The 22,684-nt window shown below is 42.7% G+C and carries 21 protein-coding genes, 2 tRNA genes and 1 pseudogene; 6 read left to right on the forward strand and 18 right to left on the reverse strand.

Annotated features, from left to right (window positions below; translation table 11 throughout):
- Window positions 1-5 precede the first annotated feature (5 nt).
- The 4 genes from JWG45_RS14360 to JWG45_RS14375 form a co-directional block, all read right to left on the reverse strand.
- The gene (locus JWG45_RS14360; RefSeq protein WP_205280376.1) at window positions 6-317 is read right to left on the reverse strand and encodes a non-heme iron oxygenase ferredoxin subunit; all 312 of its coding nucleotides are present in this window, start codon (window positions 315-317) and stop codon (window positions 6-8) included.
- Window positions 314-1,549 carry a Fe-S cluster assembly protein SufD gene (gene sufD / locus JWG45_RS14365; RefSeq protein WP_205280377.1) on the reverse strand — a complete coding sequence of 412 codons (1,236 nt, stop codon included), beginning with the start codon at window positions 1,547-1,549 and terminating at the stop codon, window positions 314-316. The genes JWG45_RS14360 and sufD overlap by 4 nt, the downstream gene beginning before the upstream one ends.
- Complete coding sequence (gene sufC / locus JWG45_RS14370) at window positions 1,518-2,285, reverse strand: Fe-S cluster assembly ATPase SufC (RefSeq protein ID WP_118967678.1); 768 nt, start codon at window positions 2,283-2,285, stop codon at window positions 1,518-1,520. Before sufC ends, sufD begins: the two co-directional genes overlap by 32 nt.
- 1,002 nt (window positions 2,286-3,287) lie before the next feature.
- A complete protein-coding gene (locus JWG45_RS14375; RefSeq protein ID WP_205280378.1) occupies window positions 3,288-4,532 on the reverse strand; it encodes an EAL domain-containing protein in 1,245 nt (414 codons plus the stop codon).
- A 153-nt stretch (window positions 4,533-4,685) separates the two neighbouring features.
- Between JWG45_RS14375 and JWG45_RS14380 the strand changes: the two genes are divergently transcribed.
- Window positions 4,686-5,648: a hypothetical protein gene (locus tag JWG45_RS14380; RefSeq protein WP_205280379.1), complete on the forward strand. Its 963-nt coding sequence runs from the start codon at window positions 4,686-4,688 to the stop codon at window positions 5,646-5,648.
- 839 nt (window positions 5,649-6,487) lie between these two features.
- On the opposite strand, the gene JWG45_RS14385 is transcribed toward JWG45_RS14380, so the two are convergent.
- From JWG45_RS14385 to JWG45_RS14420, 8 genes are all read right to left on the reverse strand, one after another.
- Complete coding sequence (locus JWG45_RS14385) at window positions 6,488-7,843, reverse strand: cyclic nucleotide-binding domain-containing protein (RefSeq protein WP_205280380.1); 1,356 nt, start codon at window positions 7,841-7,843, stop codon at window positions 6,488-6,490.
- A 680-nt stretch (window positions 7,844-8,523) separates the two neighbouring features.
- A complete protein-coding gene (gene purQ, locus JWG45_RS14390) occupies window positions 8,524-9,183 on the reverse strand; it encodes a phosphoribosylformylglycinamidine synthase subunit PurQ (protein ID WP_069608343.1) in 660 nt (219 codons plus the stop codon).
- On the reverse strand, window positions 9,180-9,428 hold the full coding sequence (purS, locus tag JWG45_RS14395) for a phosphoribosylformylglycinamidine synthase subunit PurS (RefSeq protein ID WP_205280381.1): 249 nt from the start codon (window positions 9,426-9,428) through the stop codon (window positions 9,180-9,182). The genes purQ and purS overlap by 4 nt, the downstream gene beginning before the upstream one ends.
- Window positions 9,404-10,270, reverse strand: coding sequence for a phosphoribosylaminoimidazolesuccinocarboxamide synthase (locus JWG45_RS14400; RefSeq protein ID WP_205280382.1), 867 nt, complete (start codon window positions 10,268-10,270; stop codon window positions 9,404-9,406). The genes purS and JWG45_RS14400 overlap by 25 nt, the downstream gene beginning before the upstream one ends.
- Window positions 10,267-11,400 (reverse strand): PP2C family protein-serine/threonine phosphatase, encoded by a 1,134-nt coding sequence (locus JWG45_RS14405; RefSeq protein WP_205280383.1) that lies wholly within the window; start codon window positions 11,398-11,400, stop codon window positions 10,267-10,269. The genes JWG45_RS14400 and JWG45_RS14405 overlap by 4 nt, the downstream gene beginning before the upstream one ends.
- A gap of 6 nt (window positions 11,401-11,406) precedes the next feature.
- Window positions 11,407-12,099, reverse strand: coding sequence for a cytochrome c biogenesis protein CcsA (ccsA, locus tag JWG45_RS14410; protein WP_205280384.1), 693 nt, complete (start codon window positions 12,097-12,099; stop codon window positions 11,407-11,409).
- A 47-nt stretch (window positions 12,100-12,146) separates the two neighbouring features.
- On the reverse strand, window positions 12,147-12,818 hold the full coding sequence (locus JWG45_RS14415; RefSeq protein WP_205280385.1) for a heme exporter protein CcmB: 672 nt from the start codon (window positions 12,816-12,818) through the stop codon (window positions 12,147-12,149).
- Complete coding sequence (locus tag JWG45_RS14420; protein ID WP_205280386.1) at window positions 12,790-13,437, reverse strand: ABC transporter ATP-binding protein; 648 nt, start codon at window positions 13,435-13,437, stop codon at window positions 12,790-12,792. The genes JWG45_RS14415 and JWG45_RS14420 overlap by 29 nt, the downstream gene beginning before the upstream one ends.
- Before the next feature lie 13 nt (window positions 13,438-13,450).
- Between JWG45_RS14420 and JWG45_RS14425 the strand changes: the two genes are divergently transcribed.
- Window positions 13,451-14,530 carry a tetratricopeptide repeat protein gene (locus JWG45_RS14425; protein WP_332476609.1) on the forward strand — a complete coding sequence of 360 codons (1,080 nt, stop codon included), beginning with the start codon at window positions 13,451-13,453 and terminating at the stop codon, window positions 14,528-14,530.
- A 33-nt stretch (window positions 14,531-14,563) separates the two neighbouring features.
- Window positions 14,564-15,218, forward strand: a pseudogene (locus tag JWG45_RS14430) (hypothetical protein).
- Here JWG45_RS14430 and JWG45_RS14435 read toward each other — a convergent pair.
- Window positions 15,219-15,983 carry an ABC transporter ATP-binding protein gene (locus JWG45_RS14435; protein WP_205280387.1) on the reverse strand — a complete coding sequence of 255 codons (765 nt, stop codon included), beginning with the start codon at window positions 15,981-15,983 and terminating at the stop codon, window positions 15,219-15,221. It abuts the pseudogene before it with no gap.
- A gap of 145 nt (window positions 15,984-16,128) precedes the next feature.
- On the opposite strand from JWG45_RS14435, the gene JWG45_RS14440 reads away from it, so the two are divergent.
- The 3 genes from JWG45_RS14440 (at window position 16,129) to JWG45_RS14450 (ending at window position 18,625) form a co-directional block, all read left to right on the forward strand.
- Complete coding sequence (locus tag JWG45_RS14440) at window positions 16,129-16,680, forward strand: DUF1564 domain-containing protein (protein ID WP_205280388.1); 552 nt, start codon at window positions 16,129-16,131, stop codon at window positions 16,678-16,680.
- A 131-nt stretch (window positions 16,681-16,811) separates the two neighbouring features.
- Complete coding sequence (locus JWG45_RS14445; protein ID WP_205280389.1) at window positions 16,812-17,708, forward strand: hydroxymethylglutaryl-CoA lyase; 897 nt, start codon at window positions 16,812-16,814, stop codon at window positions 17,706-17,708.
- 8 nt (window positions 17,709-17,716) lie between these two features.
- Window positions 17,717-18,625: a TIGR02757 family protein gene (locus tag JWG45_RS14450; RefSeq protein ID WP_205280400.1), complete on the forward strand. Its 909-nt coding sequence runs from the start codon at window positions 17,717-17,719 to the stop codon at window positions 18,623-18,625.
- Between the two features lie 25 nt (window positions 18,626-18,650).
- Here the strand turns inward: JWG45_RS14450 and JWG45_RS14455 are convergent, their stop codons facing one another.
- The 5 genes from JWG45_RS14455 to JWG45_RS14475 form a co-directional block, all read right to left on the reverse strand.
- Window positions 18,651-19,043: a hypothetical protein gene (locus tag JWG45_RS14455; protein ID WP_205280390.1), complete on the reverse strand. Its 393-nt coding sequence runs from the start codon at window positions 19,041-19,043 to the stop codon at window positions 18,651-18,653.
- Between the two features lie 698 nt (window positions 19,044-19,741).
- Window positions 19,742-19,816, reverse strand: a tRNA-Glu gene (locus JWG45_RS14460).
- A gap of 17 nt (window positions 19,817-19,833) precedes the next feature.
- Window positions 19,834-19,906, reverse strand: a tRNA-Lys gene (locus JWG45_RS14465).
- A 75-nt stretch (window positions 19,907-19,981) separates the two neighbouring features.
- Window positions 19,982-21,259, reverse strand: a complete 1,278-nt coding sequence (locus tag JWG45_RS14470) for an adenylosuccinate synthase (RefSeq protein ID WP_205280391.1) — start codon at window positions 21,257-21,259, stop codon at window positions 19,982-19,984.
- Window positions 21,260-21,296: 37 nt separating this feature from the next.
- Complete coding sequence (locus JWG45_RS14475) at window positions 21,297-22,331, reverse strand: ATP phosphoribosyltransferase regulatory subunit (RefSeq protein WP_205280392.1); 1,035 nt, start codon at window positions 22,329-22,331, stop codon at window positions 21,297-21,299.
- Window positions 22,332-22,684 lie beyond the last annotated feature (353 nt).

Raw genomic sequence — 22,684 nt, forward strand, 5'->3', positions numbered from 1 at the left:
ATTTGTCAATCCTCCAGATCCACTTCGATTGAGTCACCTACGATTCGCACCGGATACACGGGGAGATCCTCCACCGCTGGCATACAAAGCGCCTTTCCGGTTTTGATCGAGAATTGAGCCTCGTGTCTTGGACAAGTGATTACGTCTCCGCAAAGTTCGCCTTCGGAGATGGCTTCTCCGTCGTGAGTGCAGACGTCTTCGAATGCGTAAAGATTTCCTTCCAAACTCGTGATCCCGATTCTATTATATCGGGTTTCCACTACTTTGACTTTCCCGTTTTCGATTTCGGAAAGTTTTGCGAGTTTTCGAAAGCTCATAATTCTCCCTCTACCTTCTTCGCGATGAGAGCAAACAATTCTTCCTTGATCGTTTCGGATTCGATTTCACCGATCACTTGCCCAAGAAAACCGTCCACGATCATTCTTCTTGCCTCGTCCTCGTCGATCCCCCGAGACGCGAGATAAAACAGCTGATCTTCGTCGATCTCTCCGACGGTGGCTCCGTGTTCGCACTTCACGTTCTCCGCGTAGACCTCCAATTTTGGAATCGATTCGGCTCTCGCGGTTCGATCCAGAAGAAGATTGTTATTGATCTGGATCGCGTTCACGTCCTTACATGTGTTCGGAATCTGGAGATTCCCCGTAAAAATATGATGCGATTTTTCTAAATAAGCGCCTCGATAGAGGATCGAACTTTCCGTATGACTTTCTCCGTGAATGATCTTCACTTCGGAATCTTGAAATTCTCTTCCGGACATCGGCGCCAAACCCAAAACTCGGGCTCGCGCACCTTTTCCGGACAATTCCACTTGGAGAATATTTTTTCCTTTGTAACCGCCCGGAGTCACTTTTGCGATCTTCACATCCGAGTCCTCTTTTTGATCGGAGAATAGATTCTGAAAATGGAATATACTGGAACCGAAGGATTCGATTCCCGTGTAGGAAAGTTTCGTTCCTATCCCGCTCTGAAGAATCGTAAGTCCTTGGAAAAGTTTAAAGTTTACTTCTTCCGGACATTCGTATCGTTCCGCGAAAAATGCTCTGCTATGATTTCCGAACTTGGCGACGACGAGAGGAAGAATTCTTGCTTCCTTCTCCAATCGAAATTTGATTTCGATTTCTTCTGTAAGAATTTGGTCTTCTCCGACTTCGAGATAAATCCCGTGAGTAAAAGAGGAAAGACTGAGAAGAGTGAACCATTCTTCATTCTGTTTTTGGAATGTATTTTCGAGGACGTTTAAAAAATATTCGAGCTCTTTTCCGGTAAGAGATTCCGATCTGATGATTTTTACTTCTTTCGGTGCGTGGATGGAAACCGAGTTCTCATCGGGGAAATCCGAGAATTCTTCCGGATGAAAATTGGAAAGTGGAACTTTGCGCCAGGATTCGTTTTCCGATCTTGGAATCGAAAGTGTGGAGAATTTGGAAAAAACTTTTTTTCGAAAATCTTGAAGAACCTGCGGTTCCTTGCACTTCGAGAGAAAAGTCGTAAACTGTGTTTCTATGGACACTTGGTTTTTAATCTCCAGATTCTGCAAGGATCCAGTCATATCCTTTTTCTTCCAGCTCCAACGCGAGTTCTCTCGTTCCGGTTTTCAAAATTCTTCCTTTTGCAAAGACGTGAACAAAGTCGGGCGTGATGTAGTTTAGCATTCTTTGATAGTGTGTGATAAGAAGAATCGAACGCTCCGCCGTTTTGTTTCTGTTGATTCCTTCGCTTACGATTCGAAGCGCGTCGATATCGAGTCCGGAATCGGTTTCGTCGAGAACGGAAAGTTTCGGCTTGAGGAGACTCATCTGGAGAATTTCGTTTCTCTTCTTTTCTCCTCCGGAGAATCCGTCGTTCACATAACGAGAGATAAACGATTCTGGAATATCGAGATCGGCCATTCCCTGTTTGAGTTCTTTTCTAAACTCCTTTACGGGAAGATCCTTTCCTCGAACGGACTTCACGATCGTTTTTAAAAAGTTTCCGATGGTGACTCCGGGGATGCTCGTCGGATATTGAAAGCAGAGAAAGATTCCGAGGCGCGCGCGTTCATCGGTCGGAAGTCCGAGAATGGATTTTCCTTCGAAGAGGATGTCACCCGAAAGGACCTGGTATTTCGGATGGCCCATGATAACATTGGAGAGTGTGCTCTTTCCGGATCCGTTCGGACCCATGATGGCGTGTACTTCTCCGGGTCGAATCGTGAGATTGACACCTTTTACGATTTCTTTGATTTCTCCGGAATCTCCGGTATGAATTCCTGCCCTGAGGTCCTGGATCTTTAAAATCTCGGTCACAAAAGCACCTTTATCAGTGGATAGTGGGATCGGGAAATTTGTCTTCGGCGCGTCGTTTGCGGTAGAACGGATCTATTTCTCCCGAAAATGAATGGCTCTCGATGAGAAACTCGCTCCCGATTCTTTCCTCTGATCCCTATTCTACCAGTGTTTTTTTCTGTAGGGAGAGATCAATAGGAAAGAAGAAATAGGTCTTGAGGAGTGTGGGGAGTTCCTACTTTTTCGTTTTCTCCTCGGAAAGTCGGATAAGCCGATGGAAGAATTTGGATCCTGCGAAGTTCTTGGACTTTTTTGGGAGTTCCTACTTTTTGATGAAGATGCGTTTTCGATGTGAAGAACCGAAAGGAGAAAAGGATTTCCTCTTAGAAATGGAACATAAGCCTATCACCAGGAACGCCCGCAGAAAAGAGTCTTATCTTTCGTATTTTCTATGGATCGGAGAGTTCTCCTACAGGAAAGGGTTACAGTGCATCCGCTTTGCCTTTAAAAGAAAACTTTTCGGAACTCAAAAACGATCCATCTTCTTCTTTTTTGGGAGTTCCTACATCTTCCTATCAGTTGAGTTTCAGAAACAAGGAGTAAGGTTTTTTCTTTATCTTTCTGGAACTTAGGAGTTCCTACTTTTGCTAAGGGAGAAGCCGCCATTCTAAAGGGACCGGCGAGGTTCAAGTGGGGAGTTCCCACACGGAGAGGGATTTCACAAATCGTCAAAAACTTTACAAAGGCTTTTTTGCTCTAAAAGCAAGGCTCTTCGGAATTTTTAGGAGATCCTACATTTCGCTGGCCAAGCGCGAGAGGACTGAAAAATTTCGATTCTTCTTCCATACCCCTTTTTCAGAGGAGGAGTTCCCACGCGGAACCTAAGTTTAAGCAAGAAAGGAGTTCCTACTTTAAAAGGACTTTACGAGAATTTGAATCTCTCCAAATCACACTGCCTAAAATTGTCGGGGGAAAAAAGATCCAACTTACAGAGAGGAATTTTGAAAAAAAGAGAAGAAAGTCTTAAACCCTTTCCCAATCCATCTTAATGATAAGAATATAATTATCTCTCAGAGTGTAGGTAAAGATTACGACTTGTTTATGAAGATCCATATCATAGACCGGCTCGGTCACGGTCCACTTTGCATGACTCTGCACCACCTTAGCTTTGTGCCTTATAAAAAATGGTCTCCAAGCATAATTATTCCCAATCTCTGTCAGATCCGAATCCCAATCCTCTCCGGGATGAGAACGAAAATAAGTGGGAGTGATCTGATAACCGAAAATATCACAGGCAAAGACGGAAAGAATTTCGGAAGGGAGATTCGGAAGCATCAAATGCAAAACAACAGGGAGGTCTTCTTTGCCGTTGTGCCTCAGAGCTTCGAGCTTTTCCCCCAGAGCGTCGATCACGGCCTGACCTTTTTGAAATTCTTCCAAGAGTTCCATAAATCTTAAACCGGAGAATTTTTCGAGAGTATCTCTCAGAGTTCGGTTGAATTGTTTCTTATCTTGGAATTCCACCTGAGGTCTTGAAAAATAAAAACCTTGCAGGAGGTTCGCTCCCATCGAAAGAGCGAGATGCAATTCTTCTTCGGTTTCGATTCCTTCAAAGAGAAGATCGGAGCCGAGTTTCTGGGACATGTCCGCGATTGCACTCAGAACGTTCTTAAAAGATCTTCGGTTTAAACTTTCCCGCATGATCTTGATATCCACTTTCATGATATCAGGATGAATATAACCGATTCTTTCTAAATTGGAGAATCCGACTCCGAGATCATCGACCGCGATCTTAAATCCGTAGTCTTTAAAGACGTTTACGATCGAAAGAAGTTTTTCTATACTCCCGTCGAACTTATCTTCCGTAATTTCAAGAACGACTTCGGAAGGAGAAATTTCATACTTTTCAATCAGGTTGAGAACGTGTAATCTTTTGAGGTCTAAGACGTCCCCGGTATGAATCATTGAGAGAAAGTTAGGCATCATGTTCAGGAAAAGTTTGGTTCTCATTCCCGTATCTTTCAGGTGCCGAATCGCTTTTTCTCGGATGAGTCGATCGATCTGAATCAAACGGACCGTATCCAACTCGGGATTGTGAAATTGATATCCCAAAGAGCGGTATTCGTTTTTTTCGGGAGAGTAGAATCTTCCTAAAACTTCGTATCCTACAATGTTACAATTGGTGACTTCCAGGATCGGTTGATAGTGAGGCTGATAGTAATTCTCCCCATAAGAGAGAATGTTGCTTGTATCCTGGCTGTATAACATGATCGTTTAGATTCTCTTTATGGAATCCGCAAACTCGTCTTCGGCAAGCAAAATTCCGTACGAAAAGATTCAAATTAAGAGGAAGAGAAGACCGCATTCTTCTTTTTTTTTATGAACGTTCGAAAAAACTGACAATTCTAAAGGTATTCTTGCATGAAAGAGGCGATCGGCCATCTTCTCAACCCTTCCACACTAGAACCCAATCTCGGTCTCTATTTAGGAACTCTTGGAATCGATAATTCCAGAGAGTATAAGTCTTCTTTTTTCTCTTCTTGGAAAAAAATAGACTCCGTTTTAGTCGATTTGCTTACAGAGGATTTTCTTTTAGCGCTTCGAATTTTTCGGGGTCCAGGCGCCTGTCGCGCCTTTCTCAACCTTTGGTTTACGGAATCAGGTAAATTCAGAGATTTTGAATGGGACGGAAGACCCGGTAAGGAATTCTTATCCAGAGGAACATTTCGAAACGGTTACTGGAGTTTTACTCAGGGAAATCAGAGATTCAATTTTCGCTTGGATGACACGATTCAACAAGGTTATACTCATTCCTCCATTCTCGCAAATGATCTGAATCTTCAGTTGGATGCTCTCGTGAGCACGGTAGAAAAGGTTCAGAAACCGGTTTCTTCTCTCGAAACCTCCGGAAAAGATTGGCTCTTCCGTCTTCTTTCTCCCGATCTTTCCGTGAGGGGTCAACTCGCTCTGGACGAAAAAACTTGGAGTTTGGATTCTTCCGAAAAACTTTCCTATAGCATTACTTCCGGTTTTAGCGATCAGGCGTTTCTTCCCGAATCTCGGATTTACGGAAGCGTAAACGCGAAGAATTCCTTTCGTCTGAACCTCAACGAGAATACGGGGGTTCTTCTCTGGAGAAATGGAGTTCCCACACTTTTAGAATCCGCAACCTTCAAAAAAGAATCCTTGTCCTACGTTCTCCACGATCCTTCGGATCAGATCGAACTGACAGTAACGCCGATTCGGACCACACCTCAGATCATTTCCGGTTTTTTTGGGAAAAAAATTCCTCTGGAAAGAGTGGAAGGGAGAATTTCGGGAAAGATTCGATTTGGAAACAAGAAGGAAACGATCAAAAAGGGTTTTGCGATTTTAGAAGTGTAAGAGTTTCTTCCTTCCCTTTTTTCAAACGGCCCTCCTCCGCTCGGTAGCTTTTTTTTCGACCAAGATCGTTTGTCGGAACCCGGGATATCCCCGTTTCGAAGCACACTTTCCATTTTTTGAATATTCTCTTTCCTTTTATTTTCTCCCTCGCAGTTTTGAGGACGTTTCGAAATCGAAAGAGGTTTTTTTAGAAAGAATTTCGGACCTTTCGACATTTCCTAAAAGCCTGAATTGCAAAAAATCTTACAATATTCAGGAAGCCTTGTTAAAATCGCGGGAGTTCCCACAAATTTTTTCCCTTTGGAGGTTCAAAAACATTCTAACGAATGGATTTTTGTTAAGAATTGTCTCAGAATGTAGGAACTCCATTAAAAGTTCAAGAATCCAAAGTCTGTTTAAAAATTCATAGGCCTCGCTCAACGGATATTGCGGGAACCCCAGCGTTTTTGACGAGTGAACCGAATCCTGAAAACGGCTCCGCTCCATATCCTTCCCACAAGTATTTGGAATCTCAAGAGGAACCCTGTCGGAACTCCGACGCCTTCCGTGAAAGTAGCGGGCCCCGCCCGAATTTCGGGTGGTGGGGAGCGGTGGCGGGAAAAATTCCGAAGACTTTCCTATATCATAAAAACAAAATTTCGCAAGAAAAAAATCCCTTGTAGGAACTCCTAGAAAACCCTTGTGACGGTTCTTGTTGTATCTCCTCTCAACTTGTGGGTAAGGTTATGTTCCGGTCTGAGAGTATTTTTTCTAAATTTTGATTGGAGTTCCTACATTCTCCGAAATTCGAGCTTCTCGCTTCTTTTGGCATTCGAGAAAGTTTGGGGACAAACTCTTTTCTAAGAATGGGATTCCCTATTTTTCTGAAACGTTCTACTAAGATCCATCTTGACGTTGAGTTTTCGAAGACTCTCCTGCATCGCGTCTCGAAACCCCGGATACAAACTCAGGGCTTCTAAAAAATCCTCTTTGCTGAGAGTGTAGATTTCGCAGATAGAAATACAACGAATCGTTGCAGAACGGGGTTCCGCAGTAACCAATGCCAATTCCCCAAAAAATTGTCCGTCTCCGAGGGTTACGATCACTTTGGAATCATCCGGTGATAAAACTTCGACGCGACCTTCACTGAGGACATAAAGATTGTGACCGATATCTCCTCTGTGAAAAATAATATCTCCCGGAAGAAAAACGTGATGTTTTAAGGAGAAGATGAGACTGGTCACAAGAGAAGAGTCAGCTCCTTTGAGAAAGGGTACCTTTTCTAAAAATTCCCTGTGGAGATGAATTCTTACGTCCCTCTGAAGTGATATCGGGAGGTCGCTTAACAATTCCTTTTCGTTTTCTCCCCATCCCCTTTCTATGATATACATATAATAGTCTCGAATCTTTCTTCGAAGCCAAAAGGGTAGTTTTCTCGCTCTCAAGAATGAATCGACTTGGGCCATTCTTTGAAGTTTTGTCGCTCTGACGAGGTCCAGATTGGCGAGAATACTCGCAACGTTACCGATCACGGTCGCGTAAAAAAGCGCGCCAGTGAGCATTACAAATATCGTATATATTCTTTGATGGGTCGTGATTGGAACGATGTCTCCGTATCCTACCGTTGTTAGAGTTGTGATCGTCCAATAGAGAGCTTTCACATATTGATCGATTCCAGTTTCGGCGGAATCCAATTCGTCTATATACAACCATCCGATCGCGCACCAGTGCGCTACAACGCTGATCCAAAAAAGAAGGAGCACCAATCGAAGAATTCCGGGCGCCGGTTTGAAAGATAGATTCAGTCGATAGAGAATTCCCGGGATACGGACCACTTTTAGAATTCGAGTGATTCCAAAGAGGAGATATAAAAAAGGATGTGTGGCAAGATCGACGTCGAAAAGGCCTTCCACTACGATCTCAAAAGGAAAGGCGGCAAGGAAATCAAAAGCGAACCAGGTTTTGAAATACTTTAGAATCGTTTTTTTCTGTAAGTGAATCCATTTTCCCTGTACGTTTTCGGGGGAAAAGATATTCACAAGAATATCTCCAAAGAAGAGGAGATCCACAAGGAGGTAGAGAGCGGTTACGACAAAACCTTGTTTGTAGGAGAGAACAACTCGAAGTGGAGACTCGACAGATGCATAGAGAATGCAGATGAAGATTAGGACATCCCAGAAAATTCTTCGTTTGTTATCCACATGAAACATGCTCATCGTCGTTCTTCTTCTCTCCTTTTTTTTAGTTTTTCCTCCTAGGAATTCTTTTTCCTTTAGGAGAAAATTGAAATGTTTCCCTATCTTAAGGAATAGACTTGAGAATGAAATAATTTATAAGGAATCCCTTTGCTCCCAGAAGTTAACATTTATCAATGTTTTTGAGGAGGAAATTTTGGGAGTTCCTACTTTTGAAAATCCCGGACCGGCCTCTTCACGGTAGTTTGAACCGAAGTTTCCGTCTTTCGAGATCAGGTAAATCCTCCGGAAACCGAAACGGAGGAGTTCCCTACTTTTCGGTTTTAGAAAAGGTTCTTTCAGGAAGAGATGAGTTCCCACTTTTCTAGAAGCAACGACTTTCAAAAAGGAATCTTTGCCTAAATTCTATTCTTTCAATCCAATCCTTTCGAAGTGGTCCAACCGAATTCTGTTGGTTCAGATTTGAACAGACCCCAAAGAATCAACGCGTTTCGCGAGGAGCAAGGGCTTACGTTTAAAGTTAACAAGAATCGATTCCTTTAAGAGTAAAAAAGTAGGAACACACACATTTCCCCACTTTCAGAGAAAAATCTACAAATCGTTTGAAATCCTGATTATTGTGGGAACTACCCGTTCTGCAACTTCATTGCAAAATTAGAGTCCCCCCGATCCAACGAAAAAAGTAGGAACTCCCAAAACCATCAAGCCCCGAGAATCAAATCCAGAACTACCTTTCCGTCCTCTTCTCCCGTCACAGAATTCATCGCTCTTTCCGGATGAGGCATCATTCCTGCAATTTTGAAATTCTTCGAGGTAATTCCCGCGATCGCATCCAGAGAACCGTTTGGATTCTCCCCGAAATAACGAAAGAGGATTCTTCCCTCGTCTTCGAGTTGTTTCAAAACGTCGGAAGTCGCAAAGTAACAACCGTCCGCGTGTGCGATCGGAATTCTCAATTCTTTCTGAGGATCCAAAGAGGAAGTCACGGGATTTCCGGAGGAACCTTTTTTCAAGGTCACAGTTTTACAGATATATTTCAGAGTTTTGTTTCTCGTCAGAGCGCCGGGCAAAAATTCAGCCTCCGTAAGAATCTGGAATCCGTTGCAGATTCCGAAAAGTTTTCCGCCCTTATCGACGTGTTCTTTCACGGATTTCATCACAGGAGAAAAACCGGCCATCGCACCGGAACGAAGATAATCCCCGTAGGAAAAACCTCCCGGAAGAATCACGAGTTCGTATTTTTTTTCAAGCTGATCTCTGTGCCAGATACGATCCACTTCCGCCTTATATTGATCCCTTAGAACTCTATAAATATCGGCGTCACAGTTGGAACCGGGAAACGTGATTACGGCAACTTTCATATTTTTTGAATATTAGCAGAATATGTTTCGATTACGTGATTTACAAGAATCTTGTCGCAGAGTCTTTCTACGTCTTTTCTCGCGGCCTCTTCGTTCGGAGCGTCGATCTTGAGTTCGATATATTTTCCGACTCTTACGTCTTTCACCGATTTTTCTCCGACCTCGGAGAGAACTTTTTTAACCGTACTCCCTTGCGGGTCCAGAACGGATTCTTTGAGGACTACCTGGATTTTTGCGATGTACATGAAAGTATGAGATCCTCTATCTTCTGGTATTTTTCTCTCAGCTCGGAAATGAGTTTTTCCGGGAGATCGGGAGCCGGAGGCATCTTGTTCCAGTTCGTAGTTTCGAGATAATTCCGGAGGATCTGCTTGTCCAAACTCGGTGGAGAAATTCCTACAGAATAGGTTTCCGCAGACCAATACCGGGAAGAATCCGGAGTGAGGAGCTCGTCGATCAGGATAACCTGTCCGTCCAAGATCCCAAACTCAAACTTGGTATCACAGAGAATGATTCCCGCCCTATCTACCACTTCAGAGGCGCGCAAGAAAATGGAAATCGATTTTTCTCTGAGAATTCCGAAGAGTTCTTTTCCGATTCGATTTTCCATCTCTTTCTCGGAGATGTTCTCGTCGTGTCCTTCGTCGTTTTTTACCGCAGGTGTAAAAACGGGTTCGGGTAATTTCTGAGATTCTTTCAAACCTTTGGGAAGGGTCATACCCGCGAGAGTTCCCGCGTCCTTGTATTCTTTCCAACCGGAACCGGAGATATAACCGCGAACTACACACTCGTAGTCGATTCGTTTGCATTTTTTTACGAGAACGGATCTTCCTTCCAAGTCAGGATGATTTTGAAAAGGAAACGGGAAATTCTTAACATCCGTTTCGAGGATATGATTGGGAATGTCTTTGAAGTATTCAAACCAAGAAGTGGAAATTCGATTGAGAACCTTTCCTTTGTCCGGAACGGCTTGAGGAAAAACTACGTCGAACGCGGAAATCCGATCGGAAGAACTCAAGATGAGCTTATCGCCGAGATCGTAGATGTCTCGGACTTTTCCTCTGTAAGAAGGATTCGGTAAATTCATAATTTCAAAACCATCATAGCGATATCGTCATCATTTGTACGTCTCTCGGAATGCGCAAGAATGGAATCCATCATCGATCCGAGAATATCTCCGCCCTTGAAAACTTCTTCTTTAAAGATTTTTTTGAGACGTTCTTCTCCGAGAATATTCATACTCTTGTCGGCGATCTCGGTCGCGCCGTCCGTATAAAGAAGAAGAAAGGCGCCTTTCTCGAACTGAATCGTTTTGAATTCTTCGCTTACATTGAGTTCGATCGGGATAATGAGAGGTCCCATTCCAGGGAGAGTCGAAACGATTCCGTTTTGAAAAAGAATCGGAGCTGGATGACCTCCATTCGAATATTCGAATATAAGATTTTCGTGAAGGATTCCGTAAAAGAAAGTGATCGAAAATTCTTCGGGAAGAATTTTTTCCAAATTGTGACGAAGCGTTTTGACTTTCTCTCTTAGGTTCTGATCCGGAGAAAGACTCGAGACTTGCATCTTCAACATCGCCGCAAGGAGCGCCGCCGAAGGACCGTGACCGGAACAGTCCGCGATAAAGAGATGAAGAGCGTTGTTTTCTATCCACGCGTCCGTGTAATCTCCTCCGATCTGCATGAGAGGTTGAAAGATCGTACTCAATCCGACTCCGTTCCAAACTAAATCCTTTTCAGGAAGAAGTTCCTGTTGAACCTTACGAGCCATGATCAATTCTCTTTCATAGTTTCTTTTTTGTTCAAAGAGTTCGTCTTGGAGAATTTTGATTCTAATAAAGGCGCGGATCTTTGCGATCAATTCTCGAGGTTGAAAGGGTTTGTGAATAAAGTCGTCTCCTCCGTGAGAGATCGCTTCGTCAAAACCAAGTTCTCTGCTGATCGCGGTGATAAAAAGAATGGGAAGGAGTTTGAATCTTTCGATCTCTCTCAATTCTCTGCAAAAAGAGAATCCGTCTTGCCCAGGCATACTTACGTCCAGGAGAAGAATGTCGATTCGATTTGTTATGAGAATGTTTCTTGCTTCCGCCGCGGACTCCGCCGTAAAAATCTGAAAGCCGAGAGGTTTGAGGGTATGTACGATGAGCTTGAGATTGATCTCGGAATCATCGACCGCGAGGACCGTATGTTGACTGTAATCCGGGGCTGAAGACAAGGTTCTTTACTCTTCCCTTTCCGGGAGATTTTCGCGAAGATCTCCGATCTTTGCGAGACGATAGGCGAAACGGAACAATACCAAAAAGAGAATGTGATACGCGAGAACTCCCAGCCAAAAACTCTGACGGATGTCGGAATCCATTCCTCCTTTTCCAAGAATGGATTCGGGATGATTTCCGGGATTGTCCATCCAACGAATCGCTCCCCAAGTGATCACCGCGTTGACGGCGCAGAGAATACTCAAAAAAGAGGAAAAGATTTTTTTCTTCGAAGAATCGGTGATGAGAATTCGAAAAACGAAATATGCGATCAAACTGATAAAAAGAACGGTGAAGGATTGAAGTCTTGCGTCGGTTTTGTCCCATGAAACTCCCCAAGCGCTGTAGGCCCAGATTCTTCCGGAAAAGATGACTCCGATCGCGAAGAGAAGAGAGATCTGATTGGCCGCTAGTGATAGGAGATCCCACTTTGGTTCCTTCCTCAAAAGATAAAGGACCGCAAAGAAGAGAGAAAAGATCGGACCATAGAGCGCGACCCAAGCGACCGGAACGTGAAAGTAGAAAATTCTATGAGCGATGCCTTGTTGGAGAATCACGTTCGGATAATTGAGAGAAATTAAAACTGCCGCCGGAAAACCGACAAGAAAGATTGCGGATAAAATCCAGTCGAAAACGGGATGTGCAATTCGGATTTTCATACGAAAGAGAGTATTCGAGAGAATGCCGGCAGAATCAAGAAGATTCTTCAGGGTTCGTCGCCCGAAAGTTCTAAAAGTAGAATTCCGATTCCCGCGTAAAAAGCGCAGAACGAAAGTAAGATGGCGAGTCCCGGAATCGGATCGAAGACCGGAAGTCTTTCGAGTTTTCTCTCGGCTTCCATTCCGAAAAGAAGAATCGGAATCGTAAAAGGAATCATGAGGAGTGGAAGTAGGATCTCCTTCAAACGCGAAGAATCACTGATATGACTCAGGGAAACTCCGAGAAAAGAAATACAGAGAACTCCCGGAAGAAGGAAAATCAGGTTCACAGTCAGATCTCGGATTCCGAGAGGAAATGCCTGAAAAAAAACGGATAATAAAATCATTAAGTAGAAAGCCGCAATCGAAAGACCAAAAAAGACCGCGAGAGATTTTGCGAGAAATCGCATCCAGATCGGAAGAAAGAGAGAACTGATTCTTCCACCTCCGCTCTCCCTCTCCTCCCAAGCGGATTGCCCGATAAAAACGTAGGAAGTGAGAAACAAAACCGACCACTTGATTCCGATCAAGGTTTGTCGGTCCAGTTTTCCGGTCTGTTCCAGAGCATAATTAAAAATGAATACGATCGAAGTGATCAGAACCACGACGGAAAGAATTCCGTTGAGAGCCTTTCCTATAAGTAGGAACTCCTTATAAAGAAGAGAAAGCAGAAGTTTCAATTTTTCCCTCCTTGAGATTCCAAGAAATGGTCTTTTGAGAGAAAGGAATTCCCGGATCGTGAGTCACCATGAGAACGGCGGAATTCTTGGAATATTCTTCCAAGAGACGAACGGCGATTTGCAGACCGGTTCTGTCGAGTGCGGTAAAAGGTTCGTCCAAAAGAATCAAATCTCCACCGGTGAGGAGCGCTCGGATGAGCGCGGCCTTTTGTTTCATTCCTCTGGAGAATGTAAAGATCGGATCCTCTCTTCTCGTCCAGAGTTTGAAAGACCGAAGTAGGAACTCCACCTTTTCATTCGCAGACTCAATGCTGGCTATCGAGAGAAAATAACGAAGATTCTCCTCCAAACTCAAAGAGGTATAAAGTCCGAGTTCATGACCCAAGTAGGAGATCTGCGGTTTTTTAGAACCCAATTCCGAAAAGGAAAACGATTCTTTATGATGCGAATGATTGAGAATACTTCGAAGAAGGGTCGTTTTTCCGGCGCCGTTATCGCCTCGGAGAAGAATCAGTTCTCCCCGGAAAAGAGAAAAGGAGATCTGTTTGAGAATCTGTTTTTTTCCGATAGAATAAGATAGATCTTTGCAGACGAGAAGCGCTTGTTCTTGAGATGGCAAACCGATTCCTCTTATGATGTCAGACTCTCCTCAGAAACAGAATTTACAATGCGTTTTTTCCGTTCCAAACGGGGGAGTTCCTACTTTCTTCGGAAAGTTCCAGATTCTTTTTCTTTGCTTTTTCCTCTTTCTCTTCTTCAACGCACCCGTTCAAGGACAACTGAATATCGGAGGCCAATACTACTCCGGGCTTCTCTGGGGAGAAAACGAAATTCTCTCTCCGGAATACTATAACGACGGTTCCTTCTTACGCTCCGAGCAGGATTTCATTCTCAGCGCGGGAAGAAATTGGAAAGGGGATCCCCCTACATCAAAAGGAAGTTTCACATTCGAGGGAAAAGAAATTCTCAATTGCGGACTTTTCAACAATGAGGCCGTTCTTCTTTTGGAAAAAGGAAAAACGGAAGAAAGAATCAAGGCAATTTCCATGTTGGAAGAAGGAATCCGTTTTGATCCGAAATTCTTCCCTTTTCGATACAACTTAGGAAGAGCCTTTCATTTAGAAAAAAAATATCAGAAGGCGATCATCCAATTCGAATACGCAAGTTCCGAAATTCCGGAATATTATAGAACCTACATTCATTTAGGAACGTTGTATGAAACCACAAGGGAGCCGATCAACGCAACGATTCTCTGGAGAAAGGCCGTTTCTTTAAATCCTTTTCACACCGAAGCTCTCCTTCTCCTCGCCGACCATTACATTCGAACCGATCTCAAAAACAGAGCCCTCCTCTACATTCAGGAAGCCTCCCGAATCGACGAACAAAGTCCGGATGCGAGAATGGGAAAAGCAAGAATCGAACTTCTCTCTTCCAAAGATCTCTCCGCCTATCGAATTTTTAAGAATACGGAACTCGTGGACGACTTGGGGCAAAAGAAACAATACAATAAGAAGTTTCATTTCTTCTTCGCAGAAACTGCGAGTAAGGTCGGCGATTATGTCACGGCCGCGGACCAATACGAACAACTTCTCAAATATCCGAACGATCCTTTCTTTTCGGAATTCTCCTACAAGGTGATCGAAAGGAGAAGGGACCTCGCGAAACGTTTCGCGGAAATCAAGTCCCTGGAAGAGGAAAACAAAAACGACTGAAAAAGGGTTTGCTTTTTTCGATTTTCTTCCGTTATCTTGAACCTTGGAGGAATCTATGAAAAAAATCACCTGGCTCACAATCCTGCTTTTCCTCCTTAACGTTTCTGCGTTCGCGCAGTCCAAAGAGAAAGGACAGGACGACCTGAGTCGTTCCGATGTATTTTCTGAACATGGGAGTTCCTACACAAAATCCCTTCAGAAAATCGTCAGAGATCTGGAAACCACGATCAATGAGAGACTCACGGATTTAGAGAAGAAACATTCTCTTCTCGTAATTCTGAGACCGGAACTGGAAAAGGTGCAAACAATCGTCACGGAAGACATCCCTTTCACATTTGACGAAGGGTATGAGAGCAACTTGCTCAAATACGTTCGTTTCAAATTTGAGGGCGGCAAAATCAAGGAAGTTGAACTCGCCTCTGAGAAAAAAAGAATTCAATATGAATTTGCTTTTGAAAACAAGAGACTGATTTTTTCTCCTCCGGACGTATTGGCATCTCAGGTCAAACTCGAAAGATTCGACAAAATAGAGAATACGAAAGTGGGAGATATCTCTCTGGAAAATCAGATCAAGGCTCTGCGACTCTTAGAGTCCAGCCTAAGATCTTCGATTTACCGGATCGATATCATGATCGCTTTGTATAAAGACAAGAAAGATAGAAAGAATCTCTATCAGATCGATATCTGATCAAACACGGAGGGAACTCAGATCGGTCGCACGAATGAGTTCCCCCGTAAAAGAATTCTTATAATTCTTAAAAATCTCTTCCGTTTTTCCAAAATCCAAAAGTTTTCCTTTTTCCAAAATTCCTATTTGATCGCAGAATTTTCTCGCGGTTCTCAAGTTATGCGTTATGAGGAGAATTGTTAGCTTTCTCTCTCTCGCTAGTTTCTTCAGGAAAAGTAGGATCTCATTCAGGAGGATCGGATCCAGTGCCCCCAGTGCTTCATCTAAAAAGAGAATCTTAGGTTCCGTAAGGAGGGCGCGAAGTAGGGAGGCTCTTTGGAGCTCCCCTCCGGAAAAAGATAAGACGTTACGATTGAGATCTTTCCCTGAAAGTTGAAAAGAATGTAGGAAGTCATAAAAAGACGTCTCTCCTCGCATAGCAATTTCGCCACCCAGAATGCGAAGTGGTTCCTTGAGCGCCTTTTCAAGAGTCCAAGAAGGATTGAAACTACTTACGGGATCTTGGAAAACGGGTTGGAGATAATGAATCGGAATTTCACGACGCTCTTTTCCGAAAAAGAAAATAGTTCCACTTTGTTCCAGTTTTTGGAACGTAGGAACTCCTAAAATAGAACGAAAGAGAGAAGTCTTTCCTGAACCAGAACGTCCCAGAATCCCAAGGATTGTACCTGGAGCCACTTCAAAAGAAATAGAATCCAATATAATTCTATCTTGAAATTGCAAATTGAGTCTTCTAATTTCTATAGCTTGGTGAGAATCCGGCATTTTTCCAAGATATGCACATCTCAGAACGAGGACAAGAATTCTTAAAAGTAGGAACTCCCAAAGATTTTTATAATTTTCTATATTTTTTTAACTAAATTCTTACATTTTTCCTCTTCCCCATCAATTTCAGGAACTGTAAAAGGGTATGGGAATATTCATATTAAATTCAGAGAGAGAAATCCAATCGGTTTTCGAAGACAAAAAAACCGAAATCGTTTCTCTCCTCATTCCAGAGATTAAAATCCTCTCCATGTCGAAAGAAGAAAGGAAGGAATTTCCAAAGAGACTCGCCCCTCTCGTTCGAAAATATCAAAAATACTTAGCCTCCTCAAGGAGAATCCATTCCAAAGCCGGAAAGATTCTCTACAATCGAGATAAGGGGCCTCTTAAAAAATTGAATCTCCGAATGAAGAATTCGGATTGGAATCTTTTAAGCGTTCTCGCGGCAGCGCATGGGGTCTCGAGGTGTTTTCTCATAAATTATCTTCTCTGGCTTGACGAAATAGGAGTGGGAGATTCTTCCTTCGATAAGGTTTATCAGGGAGTTCCCACCTCAAAGGGGATCTATCAGTTTAAATGGGACATTCGCTTTGAATCAAATAAACTCGTCAGATCTCTTCAAATAGAACCATCAAAATTCTTTATAAGCACCAATCGAGGGAAAATAAAACCACCAGACCGGAAATTAACTCCTTGAGAATTCAGCATTCTAAGTTTTTGAAACTAATTGAAATTAGATTGTAAGAACTCCTGGTATTTTTTTAGAATAAAAATAATTCTATTAACGCTTACCCAATCCAAAATAGAAAAAGAGAAGTTTAGAAACGTATGGAAGTAAAAATCACAGAAGTAGGCCCAAGGGATGGTTTGCAAAATGAAAAAATCCCTGTTTCAACATCGGATAAGTTTAGATATATTCAGCTCCTCCTGAAGGCCGGCCTAAAAAATATTGAAGCTACTTCTTTTGTAAAAAAAGAATCCATCCCTCAGTTAGCAGATGCCGTCGAACTTTCCTCCCTTCTAAACTTCAAAAGTGAAATACACTATTCTGCCCTCACTCCAAATTTAAAAGGATATGAAGCCGCAAAGAATGCAGGTTATCAAGAAGTAGCTGTCTTTACAGCAGCTTCCGAATCATTTACTAAAAAAAATATCAATCGCACAGTAGCCGAATCTATCGAGGGATTTAAAGAAATCTTCGAACAGGCCAAAAAAGATGGAATCAAAGTTCGGGGGTATGTCTCAACAGTAATCGATTGCCCTTATGAAGGAAAAGTGGATCCTAAAAAAGTATTAGAAGTATCTAAGATTCTCTTCGAGCTTGGAGCCTATGAAATCTCCCTTGGAGAAACGATAGGAACAGGAGTTCCCACAGAAGTAGAAAGATTGCTTGAAGTTCTTTTAAAAGAAATTCCCTCCAATTATTTAGCAGGTCATTTCCATGATACTTACGGAATGGCAATTGCAAATGTGGAGAAAGCATTTTCTATGGGAATTCGTTCTTTTGATTCTTCCTCTGGAGGACTTGGGGGTTGTCCTTATGCAAAAGGGGCAGCGGGGAACTTAGCAACGGAAGACCTAGTCTATTTTCTCGAAAAGTCAGGAGTTCCCACAGAAATCGATCCAAATTTTCTCTGGGAAGCTTCCGCTTTTATGGAAAGAGCAATCTCTAGAGAACTTCAATCCAGGACCTATATAGCCATGAAGAAAAAAAGAGAAGCTTGAAATCCTACATTTCTGAAAAAAAGGTTGGAAAGACTTTAGAAAATATATTCAAGAAATATGAATTTCCTGAATTTCTTTCCAGTGATCCGATAGAGTTCCCACATTCTTTTACAAATCCCAGAGATCAGGAAATATCCGCCTTTATCGCAGCGCTCTTTTCTTACGGAAATGTCAGTGCAATCAAAAACCATCTTAGAAAACTCTTCTCAATTTGTGGGAACTCCCCTCACTACTTTCTCCTAAGACAAGATCTCTCTTTAATAAGAAAAGAGCTCAAACCGTACCGCTTCCAGAAACCGGAGGACACACTCCTACTTCTCCAGACCCTTCAAGAAAATCTCCAAAACGAACCTACACAAAGTCTTGAACCTCTTTTTTCCCTTCCTCAAGAAGGAGAATTCAATCTTACCTTCAAAGAGCAAGAGCTCCTCCGACAAGGAGGAAGTCTTCGCCAAAGAATCCTCTCCTTCCAAATTCGATTTCGCGCGATATCGCAAAAAATAAGTTCCAAAAGAATGAGTTCCTACGGATACAAATTCCTTGTCGGGCAAGGACTCAACACGTCCTCCCTCAAGAGATATTCCATGTATCTTCGTTGGATGGTTCGAAAGAACTTCCCTGATCTAGGAATTTACAATTCCATCTCTCAGGAAGAACTACTATTCCCCCTCGACATTCATATTCAAAGAATCGCAAATGTTCTCGAAATCAGTTCCAGAAAAACGCCAGATTGGCGAAAGGCGGAAGAAATCACAGCATTCTTTCGGAGAATCTTCCCGGATGATCCGGTACGTGGAGATTTTGCCTTGAGTCGATTGGGAATTTTAAGAAAGTGCAAATCGAAATACGCACCGGAACTCTGTGAGAGTTGCCCGATTAAAACGATCTGCGCTATCTATAAAAAACAGAAAACTTAAAATTTCAGGCCTGAAAGGAATCGAATCATCGAAGTTTCTTTAGTTTACAAGCGCTCGCAGAAATAAACCCAGAATCGATACTCTCCGATAGGATAATCGAAGAAGAAATAGAAGAAGCACACTTCTTAACTTCTGCTTTATCATATAAGGAAGTAGAAATTGCGTCTTCAACCTTGGGAACGGGCAAACCGGCCGCAATCGTGAGCGAAGGTAAGATAAGAATCGAATTCGAATTCTTTAGCGAATTTGGAACCGCCAAGACCGCGAAAAAGGCGGTCGTGTCGATTTCTAATCTCGCTTCCTCTGTGGCTATAGTATCCGTTCCTTGTAACTGATAGTATGTGGAGCAAAAAAATTGGGTCGAGGTTATGATCGCAAATAAAACCAGAAACCTAAACAACATTCTTCCAAAATTCATAAAATCCTCTCTTTTGAAAAATATGCGAATTAGTCGGATCCATTAAATATAAATGTCAAATCGAATCGCAATGAAACTTCATTCATATTATAGAAAGTAGGAAATCAAATCTGTCGCAACGGATCCAATCGATCCTACAATCTTGAGCCTAAAACGAAATGGAGCATTCAATTATTTTGTCGGGCAAATTATAAATTCTAAATATTCCAAATAAACTTTTTAAAACCAAATTTTCGGAAGGGAGTTCCCACAAATCACGCTTTAAGAATAAAAGAGACTATAGGTTTCCAAAAACCGGAAAGAAAATTTGTAAAAGCTTCTGCAAGAGCTTTTGCACTTCACTATCTTGAATCTTTAGCTTTTAAGAAGATTCATCCGTCGAGGGAAAACGGGGGAGTTCCTACAATCGCTGGTCTTAGAACAGAGCCTAAACCTCAAATAGAAAGTCCGTTAGAAAAGAAGGCGATTTTTCTCTAAACATTGCGAAAAGAATTTTGAGAATGGAAGACAGCAGGACTCAATCAAACTTGAATATACTTCCCTAAAAAATCCCTCGGGATATTTTTGGGAGTTCCCACAAATCCACATCCGAAAAAGCTTCTCTTCAGAGAGATCAGACACAAATCGACTTTAATTCAAAATTCATCTTAAAGAATAAAAACCGAATTAAAAAAGAGCAAAGGGATTGAATAAAAGAGTGGTACCGCCAAGGGGAATTGAACCCCTGTTCCAAGAATGAAAATCTTGTGTCCTAACCACTAGACGATGGCGGCTTATCAGAACGTTCTCTTGAGTCGTCGGGGATTCGAACCCCGGACCCATTCCTTAAAAGGGAATTGCTCTACCAGCTGAGCTAACGACTCGAAGCGTTACGAAATACACGATATTTTTCGAGTGTCATGGGTCAATCAAAAACGCTGAAAAAATCCTCCGATTCTCTAAAAAGAATCTCCGTGAATCGTGTCCTTACGATCCGGCCCCGTTGATACGAGATTGATTTTTACTCCGATGAGTTTTTCCAAAGTGGAAATATAATCCTTACATTTTTCGGGAAGTTTTTGAAACTCGCTGATTCCGGAAATATCCGTCTTCCAACCGGGAAACTCTTCATAGACAACTTCTACTTTTTCCAAACACTGAGAAGGAAAACAATCCAGCGTTTTTCCGTTGAGTTTATAACCGACCGCAACCGGAATCGAATCATAATCGGAAAGAATATCGATCTTTGTCAAAGCGATCGAAGTGATCCCGTTGATCCGAACAGAATGTTTCAACATCTCCGCGTCAAACCAACCACAACGTCTCGGACGTCCCGTCGTAGCGCCGAATTCTCCACCTTTCTGACGAAGTGCCTCTCCGGGTTCTCCCAGTAACTCCGTAGGGAACGGTCCTTCTCCGACTCTCGTAGTATAAGCTTTTGTGATTCCGATCACGTGTTTGAGATGTTGAAAAGAAATTCCAGTTCCAATAAGAGCTCCTCCGGTCGTCGGATTGGAACTCGTAACATAAGGATATGTTCCGAAATCCACGTCCAGACCGGTTCCTTGTGCACCTTCCAGAAGGATTCTTTTTCCTTTCTTGAGCTCGTTGTCGAGATAATATGCGGTATTTATAATATTCTTCTTTACTTTGGAAAGAAAGAATTTCAGACCTTCGTTGATTTCGTTGTAGGAAACTGGAGGCATTCCGTAGAGTTTGTCCAACTCGCGATTTTTTTCTTCCACGAGATGTCTGAGACGGGATTGATAAGAATCGTCCAAAAGATCCCCTACTCTCAAACCCGTTCTCATCATCTTATCGGCGTAACAGACTCCGATCCCTTTTTTTGTGGTCCCGATCTTGTGTTCCTGACTGAGAGTGGTTTCTCTCGCAGAATCGATCTGAGAATGATACGGAAACAAAAGATGACAGGCGTCGCTTAACAAAAGTTTGTCATAAACGGGAAAACCTTCCTTCTGAAGACGATCACATTCTTCAATAAAGAAAAGAGGATCCAAAACGACTCCGTTTCCGATCACGCAGATCGTCTGGTCGTAGATCACTCCGGAAGGAACTAAATGAAACACATACTTCTTCCCGTGAACGACCACGGTATGACCGGCGTTCGCACCGCCCTGATAACGAACGATGATGTCCGTGTCCTTGGAGAGAAAGTCGATCACTTTCGCTTTTCCTTCATCACCCCATTGGGTTCCTACTACTAACGATGCGGGCATAGTTTTTCCTCAAATTGCTGGTTGGTAAAATTTCGTTTCATGATCTAAGATCGGAAAGAGGGGATTTTAAGGATGCCTCTAACGTATTCACCACGAGTGCGTAACCGCTTGCGTTCTTCTGAACTCCGGAAAACATTTCGTAGAGATGATCATAAGCTCCGCCTGTAAGAACCGGATCCGGAGAACCTTGCAAATAACCTTGAAAGACAAAGCCTGTATAATAATTCAAATCTCTTAAAAGGGAAAAGTCGATACAAAGATCGATCTTCCTCTTTTTGGAATCCCAAGCTTTTAAAAGCCAGGAGGTTTCTTCCAGAACGACCCCGAGACTTTTTTTAAGATTATCGGAAAGAGAATCCAGATTGAAAGAATTCTTCAAAGAATCCAGACTGAAGTTGAGAACGAGTGCGTTTAACAAACGGATGAGAGTGGAATGATTTTTCTTGCTTCCGAAAATTCTTTCGATCTCGTTTACGTTTTTCTGATATAACAAAGTGGAAAGAATTTCTTTCTCGCTCTGGGTAAGAGAATATTCCTGAACGATGGAATGAAAGAGGTTCACGTTTCCGAGCACGAGCGTCAGTTCATTTTCGAGAGGAAGAAGAGAAATAATCTCGTCCAATTCTTCCAAAATCCGAAGTGTGTTTTCCTTACCCGAGGCGCCAATCGATTCCGCGCCGATCTGCAAAACTTCTTTTCGCGATACGCTTCCTTTGGCGGTTTCTCTAAAAATTCTTCCCACGTAGAAGATGTTCTGGTTTTCCTTCTGGTGCGAAAAACCGGCCATCCCCTTTACGGCTTGCACCGTTAAATCGATGCTCGGCGAGATTTCGTTTCCCGAAAGATCTCGGATTCGAAAGAGAGAAGAAGAATCGGGAGCTGAGACCGTCTGAAGAAAAGTCGAGCTATAATCAAAGGCGGGTAAGAATACTTCTGAATAACCTTTTTTTTTCAGAACTCCCGAAACGGTCTCGAGTAAGATGCGTCTGTCTTTGCTGTCTTCCGGACCAAGGAAGTGAAACCCGTCCGGGATCCATTTTTTCTGGCTGGGTTCTGGGAGTTTTTGATTCATGTTTTGGAAGACTTCAGTTCCAGAATACAGTTCAAAACCGAGACGTCAGATTTCAAACCTTTTTAAAAAAATAGAATGACAATTCCCATTCCAAACGGATGATTATCATCCGATTCAGCGGATTCTCTCCATCTTACGATTTCAATCGACGATTTGGGCAAGTCCTTCTAAAAGGCCTTTCTCGGTTATATTCCGAGATTAGCAAGAATCCGATTCCGACTCGGAAATTTCTTTCCGTTCGGAGTTAACCGAAAACGACTTTAGACCCCGATTCTCTTTCAAAGATCATATCGGAATGCGAACAACCCGGGCTTCCCTTAGGAACACCGGAAGAAAACGAATTTATATCGAAA

This window comes from Leptospira ainlahdjerensis, from assembly GCF_016919175.1.
Lineage (GTDB): Bacteria > Spirochaetota > Leptospiria > Leptospirales > Leptospiraceae > Leptospira > Leptospira ainlahdjerensis.